General features: G+C 57.8%; 8 protein-coding genes. 5 read left to right on the plus strand and 3 right to left on the minus strand.

The genetic code is table 11. The features are described from left to right. Positions 1-62: 62 nt before the first annotated feature. A complete protein-coding gene (locus VN887_11330) occupies positions 63-881 on the minus strand; it encodes a response regulator (protein ID HXT40597.1) in 819 nt (272 codons plus the stop codon). Between the two features lie 548 nt (positions 882-1,429). Then, positions 1,430-2,398, minus strand: a complete 969-nt coding sequence (locus VN887_11335) for a response regulator (protein HXT40598.1) — start codon at positions 2,396-2,398, stop codon at positions 1,430-1,432. Between the two features lie 73 nt (positions 2,399-2,471). Between VN887_11335 and VN887_11340 the strand changes: the two genes are divergently transcribed. Then, complete coding sequence (locus tag VN887_11340; protein HXT40599.1) at positions 2,472-2,723, plus strand: DUF433 domain-containing protein; 252 nt, start codon at positions 2,472-2,474, stop codon at positions 2,721-2,723. 35 nt (positions 2,724-2,758) lie between these two features. Further along, positions 2,759-3,046, plus strand: coding sequence for a hypothetical protein (locus VN887_11345; GenBank protein HXT40600.1), 288 nt, complete (start codon positions 2,759-2,761; stop codon positions 3,044-3,046). A gap of 51 nt (positions 3,047-3,097) precedes the next feature. Here VN887_11345 and selA read toward each other — a convergent pair whose 3' ends face one another. Beyond that, positions 3,098-4,456, minus strand: a complete 1,359-nt coding sequence (gene selA, locus VN887_11350; GenBank protein HXT40601.1) for an L-seryl-tRNA(Sec) selenium transferase — start codon at positions 4,454-4,456, stop codon at positions 3,098-3,100. Positions 4,457-4,665: 209 nt separating this feature from the next. Between selA and VN887_11355 the strand changes: the two genes are divergently transcribed. From VN887_11355 to VN887_11365, 3 genes are all read left to right on the plus strand, one after another. Then, complete coding sequence (locus tag VN887_11355) at positions 4,666-5,955, plus strand: Gfo/Idh/MocA family oxidoreductase (protein HXT40602.1); 1,290 nt, start codon at positions 4,666-4,668, stop codon at positions 5,953-5,955. A gap of 69 nt (positions 5,956-6,024) precedes the next feature. After that, positions 6,025-6,666, plus strand: coding sequence for a LemA family protein (locus VN887_11360; protein ID HXT40603.1), 642 nt, complete (start codon positions 6,025-6,027; stop codon positions 6,664-6,666). Positions 6,667-6,729: 63 nt separating this feature from the next. After that, positions 6,730-7,276: TPM domain-containing protein (locus VN887_11365; GenBank protein HXT40604.1), on the plus strand; the 547-nt coding region annotated here is incomplete at its 3' end.

Here is a 7,276-nt window from a genome sequence, read left to right on the forward strand (position 1 = left end):
CGGCTCCGCCTTTTCAAGCGCGCCCGGCGGCATTGGCACCAGCGCGAAGTTGTCCTCTTTATTCATGGTTTATCGGGCGACGAAATTCCCTTTGTCGGCAAGGGCGCGTGTGGAATTTTCAGTGCGACCTCCAACGCTTCCACCAATTTTGCAGGAGTGCAAGGCTTCCGCAGGTACGTGACGTTCAGATTTTTGGGTGGCATACGGAGCAAAGTGTCCCTGACTTGAGCCAAACCCGAGATTACAAAGACCGGATACCGAACTCCCCGCTGTGCCAAAAGATGGAGCATTTCACGCCCGTTGATTTTGGAGTGCTGCCAGTCCGTGGTAAAAACATCCGGTGCTTCCCGTGCCAGTTCGTTCAAGGCTTCCTCAGCGTCATCGAATTTCAACACCGTGGCATCTCTGAACCGTGCCCGTATGATAGCCTCAAGAACGTCCAACGTCATTGGTTCGTCGTCGAGCATGACGATCCGGAGCGGTCGCGTCCCGCGAGGTTGCCGTGCGATTCCAGCAAGTCTTTCGGGGCTGAGGCCGAGTTTCGTTGCGATTATCTCCGTGAGTTGTGGAACCGAGGACGGCTTCGGCAAGAAACTGACATTCAGATTTGGAGGCGTGTGTTTGCGCACAAGTTCTTCCGTTGCATTTCCTGACATTACCAAGACTGGGAACGTCGCCTTTCTCGCTGCCAAAAGACGGAGTAATTCGCTTCCGCCTATCTTAGGATGTACCCAGTCTGTCGTGAAAATATCGGGATTCTCCCGCTCCAGTTCCTTCATCGCTTCTTCGGCATCTCCAAACGTCAGCACGATGGCATCCTTGAACCAGATCCGTACGGCGGCCTCAAAAACAGACAGCAGCATTGAGTCATCGTCGAGCATGACGATCCGGAGCGGTCGCGCGGCGAGTGGCTGTGGCGCAATCTCGGCAACTCTTTCGGGACTGAGACGGAGCCGCTTCGCGACGATTTCCAAGAGTTGTGTAGTCGTGAAGGGCTGCCGCAAGAAACTTACATTCGGATTCGCGAGTTCGCCGACCCCCTTTTCATTCGAATCGTTCCCTCCGGTCAACAGCATCGGATAATTTGCTTTCTTGTCCAACAAACGTTGGATCATTTCCATCCCGGTCATGTACGGCATCTGGGTGTCCGTGATGAGTAAGTCCGGGCTCCGCTGTCCAAGCTCTTGCATCGCCTCTCTGGGATGATCGAAAGTGAGCACCTCTATATCCTTGAACAAACATCGTATGACGGTTTCGGTAACGCGCAAGACGCATTCGTCGTCGTTAACGAGTACGATTCTAAGTGGCTTCTTTTTCACCAGCGCCAGTGTGTCGGCGACCATGCCGGACAGGATGCGCTGTGCGCCCGGCTCCGCCTTTTCAAGTGCGCTTGCCGGCCTTGGTAACAGTGCAATATCGTTATTTTTGTTCACCGGTTGTTCTTCCGTACCACGGTGTCAGGCTGGTCGCCAAGACCGAGTTTTGATGAGAGTATTTGGCGGAATTTTCGCCACGCAAAAGGCTTCGGCAAAAACGTGACGTTCAAACCCTTATTCGCGTACTCCAGCACTAGCTCCTCCGACTTGGAGCCTGACGTTACGAGAATCGGATACTTGGCTTTACGTTCCGTCAAAAGCGGAAGCATCTTCCAACCATTCAGACCGGGGCGGTTCATGTCTGTGATGAGAAGATCGGGGGCTGCTCGCAACAGTTCCCGCCAAGCTTCCTCGCCGTTGTCGAACACGCGAAGTGTGACCTCGTTGAGCCAACGGCGGATCACAGCCTCAACTATTTCCAAGAGTGTGCGGTCGTCGTCCACGAGTACGATTTTGCGGGGCTGTCTTAGCGCCAAGCTCGCCTTTATGACATTCCGAAACGCCTCGATCTCGAACGGGGCGGTAACAAAGGCGACACCTGTCCCCTCGAATTCTTTGGTCAACTCCAAGCCCTGAGTGGCAAAGATTGGCTTGCCGTAACTTGAGTATAATCGCCCCAAAACTTCATGGGCTCGACTGAAATTCCACTTTCCCCATGCCGCGTCCGCGCACACCATGTCCGAATAAACACCGGCGTCCCAAACGATGTTCAAGAGGTAAACCGCGACAAAATCGAACGCGTGTTCTTCCGCGAGTTTCAACAGTTCTGTGGCGCTTTCAAATTGAATTATGTTCAGGTCGTACTGCTCGCCCAGTTGGCTTTTGAGCAGCAGCCTATACAAGTCTGCAAAATGATCCTTGCCCAATAGGGCGGTAAAGACGGGTTTGGCTGACGGCTCCTTCTTTGCCAGCGCGAGCGTATCCGCAACCATGCCGGACAAGATTCGCTTCGCGCCCAGCTGCGCCTTTTCGATCGCACCCGGCGCCATCGGCACCAGCGCAAAGTTGTCGGATTCGTTCATGACGCCCGGATTCGAGTCATGGTCTGGCGGCTTGCAATCTCACCTTGGACAGCGCACTATAGAACTTGACTGAATGAAAGCGAACTTGAGCGAACAAAGCAAGCGCGTGGCATTGAACGATTACATCGTGACCGACCGGGAAATCCTGGGCGGCGAGCCGGTGTTCCGGAACACGCGCGTCCCGGTTTCGTCGTTGTTCGAGCATCTGGAGAGCGGCTGCCCGCTCGACGAGTTTTTGGAAAACTTTCCGTCAGTGAGCCGTGATGCCGCAGTGGCGGTGCTCATGGGCGCGCAGGAGTTGACGCTTGAAAGGGCGCGCGAGTGAGGGTGTTGGTCGATGAGTGCGTACCATTGAAACTGGTGCGCCTCCTGACGGGCCACACGTTCACGACCGCGCTGGACAAGGGATGGGGTGGCTTCAAAAACGGGCGGCTTCTCGCGTTGGCAGAGCCGGAATTCGATCTGTTTTTCACTTGTGACACTAACCTCGAGTATCAGCAAAACCTCAAAGGGAGGAAGATCGCCATATTTCTTTTATCCACGAACCACTGGCCAACGTTGAAGAGCCAAGTGGCGCGGGTCCAGGCTGCGCTGGGCAAAATCAAGCCGGGTGAATTCGTGAGAGTGGAGATACCGGCGACGTTATGAACGTCAAAAGAGAGTCCTGAAAATGTCCGTGTGCAGTCCGGCTCCCGGAGCTTACGCGCTTTTCGCGAATGCCTGATGAATGGCGCGGAACAACGTTTCGTCCTGGCGGGGAAAAATCGTCCGCAGATCGAGCTTCAGCCGTTCGTCTTCGATACGACCAATGACGGGAGGTGTACCGGCACGCAGCCGCGCCGCAAATTCCTCCAATGACATGACGAGAGGCTGAAGCTCAATCGTGACGGATGGAGCCGCGGAGCGCGGCGTTGCACCGCCACCCATCTGCGACCTGCCTTCGTTGACCGTGATCTTCATCGGCAGCGCTTCGATTGCAGTCAGAATCCTCCGGGCGCGCGCGTGCAATTCTTCAAGGGAAACTCGCAGCATCGCCAGCACAGGAATGGATCCCTGGCCCGTCAAGTGGAGATCAATGGTTGTCTGCAACGCAGAGAGGAGAAGTTTGTCGCAGCGAAGCGCAGGAAACAGGGAATCCTTTTTCAGGGCAGCAACCCGTTTCGATGTGCTCGCGATGATCCCGGCTTGCGGGCCGCCGAGCAATGCGCCGCCGCTGAAACAAGCCACATCCGCGCCGTGCTTCAACGCTTCGGCGGCCGCCGGTGCCTGCCCGCTGGAAGCGAGTCCCAGCATTTCCGCGCCGCCGTTGAAGAGGTAAACGACCAGCGGCACACGATGGTTTCTCGCCAGCGCCGCGATTTCACCTGACGAAGGCGAGTTCAGCGGATCACCCACGGCAACGCCGCTGCCGTGCGCCCGCAAAATCACCGCCGTTTGGTTGCCGATCACTTTGTGATAATGATCCGGCGAAGTCCGGGTTGCCGTGCCGGCTTTGCGCAGTGTGGCGCCGCTGGCTTTGATGATTTCCGCGACGCGAGAGGCATCCGTCTGGATCAATTCGCCGCGCGAGACAACGACCTCTTTTCGCGCGCGAGCATTGAAGTGGCGCAGGACAAGCAGCAGCGCAGCGGCGGAGTTGTTCACCACGGCTGCCGCTTCCGCGCCGCAGAGCAGGGCCAGATTGTGTTCCAGAAACGCGGCGCAGCCGGCTTGACCGTCGTCAGCGGCGTCGAATTCCAGATTCGTGTAGTTCGCCGCGACGCTCTGGAGCGTTTCCGCGACCTCACCCCCGAGGGGCGGGTGTCCACGTTCAGGGTGGATGAGAACGCCGGTGCCGTTGATAACCGGCTGGATGCGCGAGGCGCGCAATGAGTCGAGTGCCGAACGGCTGGCCGCGAGCAGCTCGTCGAAACCGGGAGCGATGTTTTTTGCACGCAACGCCGCAAGTTCGCGACGGACCACGGCACGGATCGCGGGACGCGCCGGGTCGGCTTCGCCGAGGGCCCTCAGAACCTTTTCGACATGCGGCACAGAATCCAAAGGAGACTTTTTGGTCATTTGCAACGAGTCACGACAACCACGACCGGCGGACGCTGCCTTTCCGCTATTATTGCCTTAAACCGCCGACGCCACAAGGCGGAACTCTCGCGAGCCGTGGACGCGCCCGTCTGTGAATCGCGAAACCCGCCGCCGGACCCTGACCTTTGGACAGAGCGGATATCTGCCGCTTGTTTATTTCGGGGTGACTCTCTAATTTCTCGATTGCTATGAATCCACCTGTCAATCGGCGTCAGTTTCTCAAGCAATCCACCGTCATCGGAACCAGCCTCGCGACCATGGGAAACATTGCGTCGCTGCGGGCGGGCGGTGGCGCGAACAACAAGATCGTCGTTGCGGTCATGGGCACCAACGGACGTGGCATGGACCACATCCAGAGTTATCTGGCCCAGCCCAATGTTGAGATTGGTTACATTTGCGACGTGGACAGCCGCGCCGTTGAGAAGGGCATCGCCGCAGTCGTCAAAAAGCAGGAGAAGACACCCAAAGGAGTGAAGGATTTTCGCACGGTTTTGGACGACAAGGCGGTGGATGTGCTCTCCATCGCCACGCCGAACCACTGGCACGCGCCGGCGACGATCCTGGCGTGCGCCGCCGGCAAGAACGTTTATGTGGAAAAGCCCTGCTGTTACGCTCCGCACGAGGGGGAACTCATGGTTGCCGCCGCGCGAAAGCACAAACGCGTCGTGCAAATGGGCAATCAACGCCGGAGCTGGCCATGGGTCATCGAGGCCATCGCGAAGGTGCGCAGCGGCGAGATCGGCCGCGTCACCTTCGCCCGCACCTGGTATAACAGCGCCCGCGGCACCATCGGTCGCGGCAAACAAACGCCGGTGCCCGACTGGCTCGATTATTCGCTCTGGCAGGGTCCGGCGCCGGAGCAGCCGTATGTGGACAACCTGGTTCATTACAACTGGCACTGGCGCTGGCACTGGGGCAACGGCGAACTGGGCAACAACGGCATTCACGCTTTGGATGTCGCGCGCTGGGGACTCGGTGTCGATTACCCGCGCCGCGTGACGTGCGCCGGCGGCCGCTACCAGTTCAACGACGACCAGGAAACGCCTGACGCGTACGTCACCGCTTATGAATTCGACGGCAAGGCGGCCACATGGGAGAGCCACAGTTGCCATCCGCGCGGCTTTGAAGGAGAGCAGTTCGGGATCGCGTTTTATGGAGACAAGGGTTACCTCGTCATCGCCGGCAACGGCTGCAAGATTTATGACATCAACGGCAAGGAACTGAACTCGATCAAGGGCAGATGGAATGACGCGGACCATTTTGCGAATTTTCTCGACGGCATCCGCAACGGTACACGGTTGAACTCGGAGATCGAGGAAGGCGTAAAAAGCACGCTCTGGTGCCACCTGGGCAACATCGCCTGGCGCACCGGACACGCGCTCAACATCGATCCGGCCAGCGGAAGAATCGCCGGGGACAAGGAAGCGGACAAGCTGTGGAGCCGCGAATATCGGAAGGGCTGGGAACCGAAGGTTTGAGACGAAGTTACAAATCCTCGGTCAAATTATACTCCCAATTCCACCGGACTCTGACAGTTTAACCCCGCAATGAAAAAATCATGGTTCTTCGGTTTTGGTTGTCTCGGCATCGTCGCGGTTGGAGTCCTGTTGATCGCGCTGATTGTCTGGGGAAGCTACAACTCACTGGTCGGCCGGTCGCAGGAGGTGGACAAGCAATGGGCGCAGGTCCAGAACGTTTACCAACGGCGCTCGGATTTGATTCCGAACCTGGTGGCGACCGTTTCCGGCGCGGCCAACTTCGAAAAATCCACGCTGACCGAAATCACCGAGGCGCGCGCGTCGGTGGGGCAGGTCCGGGTCGACCCGAATCAGGCGCCGAACGATCCGGCAAAGCTGGCCGAATTTCAAAAGTCGCAGGAACGTCTTTCGTCGGCGCTGTCCCGATTGCTGGTCGTCGCGGAACGGTATCCTGATTTGAAGGCGACGACGAGCTTTCGCGATTTACAGGCCCAGCTCGAAGGGACGGAAAACCGGATTACTGTCGAGCGCCAGAAATTCAACGAGGCCGTTCAGGGTTACAACACGAAGGTCAAATCCTTCCCCGGCCTGTTTTTCGCGCGGATGTTTGGCTTTACCGCGAAGCCGTATTTCGCCGCCAAGGAAGGCTCCGACGTTCCGCCGAAAGTGGAGTTCAATTTCGGCACGCCAAATCCCTCGCCCGCCAAGTAACCAGTGGCCTCGCAGCGGAATATCAGTCGCGTCATCCGGGCGGGAGCAACACGCGGGTGGGTTTTGCTCACTTTCTCAGGGTTGCTCGCGGCCCGTTGTCTCGCCGGCGAAGTGATTCCGTCCAAGCCGGCGAACTATTTCAACGACTACGCCGGTGTGGTATCCTCTTCAACCGCGCAGCAGTTGAATCGGACCCTGGAGGATTTTGAGAAGTCCACCTCAAGCCAGATCCTCGTCGCTGTCTTCCCGAAGATGCAAAGCGGTTCGTCGATCGAGGATTACACGCGAAGAGTCGCTGAATCATGGGGCGTCGGACAAAAGAAGGAGAATAACGGCGCCGTGCTGTTCGTGTTCGTTCAGGACCGGCGGATGCGGATCGAGGTCGGTTACGGACTTGAAGGCGCGCTGCCGGATGCGCTGGCGAAACGGATCGTGGATGACGAGATCGCGCCGTTTTTCAAGCAGGGCAAATACGATCAGGGGCTCGCCGCGGGTGTGAATGCCATGCTGCAGGCCGCGCGAGGAGAATACAAAGGGACGGGCCGGACCGTCAACCAAGGACGCAGAACCAACAAAGGCCTCGGGGTTGGATTCTTCTGGTTTATCATAA

The organism is Candidatus Angelobacter sp., assembly GCA_035607015.1.
In the GTDB taxonomy this organism is placed as follows: domain Bacteria; phylum Verrucomicrobiota; class Verrucomicrobiia; order Limisphaerales; family AV2; genus AV2.

Bases quoted from the DNA above. Each gene is read 5' to 3' on its own strand.
- VN887_11330 (HXT40597.1), bottom strand. From the start codon at position 881: ATGCTCGACGATGACTCAATGCTGCTGTCTGTTTTTGAGGCCGCCGTA.
- VN887_11335 (HXT40598.1), bottom strand. From the start codon at position 2,398: ATGAACGAATCCGACAACTTTGCGCTGGTGCCGATGGCGCCGGGTGCG.
- VN887_11340 (HXT40599.1), top strand. From the start codon at position 2,472: ATGAAAGCGAACTTGAGCGAACAAAGCAAGCGCGTGGCATTGAACGAT.
- selA (HXT40601.1), bottom strand. From the start codon at position 4,456: ATGACCAAAAAGTCTCCTTTGGATTCTGTGCCGCATGTCGAAAAGGTT.
- VN887_11355 (HXT40602.1), top strand. From the start codon at position 4,666: ATGAATCCACCTGTCAATCGGCGTCAGTTTCTCAAGCAATCCACCGTC.
- VN887_11360 (HXT40603.1), top strand. From the start codon at position 6,025: ATGAAAAAATCATGGTTCTTCGGTTTTGGTTGTCTCGGCATCGTCGCG.